1 protein-coding gene is annotated in these 1,059 nt (G+C 72.6%); it reads left to right on the top strand.

What is annotated here, in order from left to right; genetic code table 11:
- The coding region (locus D8M34_RS18010; RefSeq protein WP_446723744.1) for a helicase-related protein at positions 1-1,059 on the top strand (1,059 nt) is incomplete at both ends.

The following is a 1,059-nucleotide window of genomic DNA, read 5'->3' as shown; positions in this document are numbered from 1 at the left end:
GACGCCGTCGCGACGGCCGAGCACCGCGTCGAGCGCCGTCGAGCTGCGCTGCCACGGATCTCCTACCCCGCGACGCTGCCGGTCTCCGCACGCCGCGAGGAGATCGCCAACGCGATCCGGGACCACCAGGTCGTGATCGTCGCCGGGGAGCCCGGCTCCGGGAAGACGACGCAGCTGCCGAAGATCTGTCTTGAGCTGGGGCGCGGTGTGCACGGGATGATCGGGCACACCCAGCCGCGGCGGCTCGCCGCGCGCACCGTCGCCACCCGGATCGCCGAGGAGCTGGGTGTCGAGCTCGGCGGGGCGGTCGGCTGGAAGGTCCGGTTCACCGACGCCGTCGGCGACTCGACCATGGTCAAGCTGATGACCGACGGCATCCTGCTGGCCGAGCTGGCCGGCGACAAGGACCTGCTGGCCTACGACACGCTGATCATCGACGAGGCCCACGAGCGCAGCCTCAACATCGACTTCATCCTCGGGTACCTGACCCGGCTGCTCCCCCGCCGGCCCGACCTCAAGGTCGTCATCACCTCCGCCACGATCGACCCGGAGCGCTTCGCGCGGCACTTCGGCGCGGCCACCGGGGGCGAACCCGCACCGATCGTGGAGGTCTCGGGCCGCACCTTCCCGGTGGAGGGGCGGTACCGGCCCGTCGTCGACCCCGACGACCCCGACGCCGACCCCGACCGGGAGCTGGACGACGCGATCGGCGACGCCGTCGTCGAGCTGCAGCGCGAGGGCCCCGGCGACGTGCTGGTGTTCCTGCCCGGTGAGCGCGAGATCCGCGAGGCCACCGAGTCCCTGGAGCGGCGCAACCTGCGGAACACCGAGATCCTGCCGCTCTACGCCCGCCTCTCGACGGCCGAGCAGCAGCGCGTCTGGGCGCCGCACGCCGGCAACCGGGTCGTGCTGGCCACCAACGTCGCCGAGACCTCGCTGACCGTCCCCGGCGTCCGCTACGTCGGCGACACCGGCACCGCGCGCATCTCGCGCTACTCGCGCCGGCTCAAGGTGCAGCGGCTGCCGATCGAGAAGATCTCCCAGGCCTCGGCGAACCAG

The organism is Microbacterium sp. HSID17254 (assembly GCF_003989315.1).
Lineage (GTDB): Bacteria > Actinomycetota > Actinomycetes > Actinomycetales > Microbacteriaceae > Microbacterium.
The sequence above is the reverse complement of the archived record's forward strand: the minus strand, read 5'-3'. Positions and strand labels throughout refer to the sequence as shown.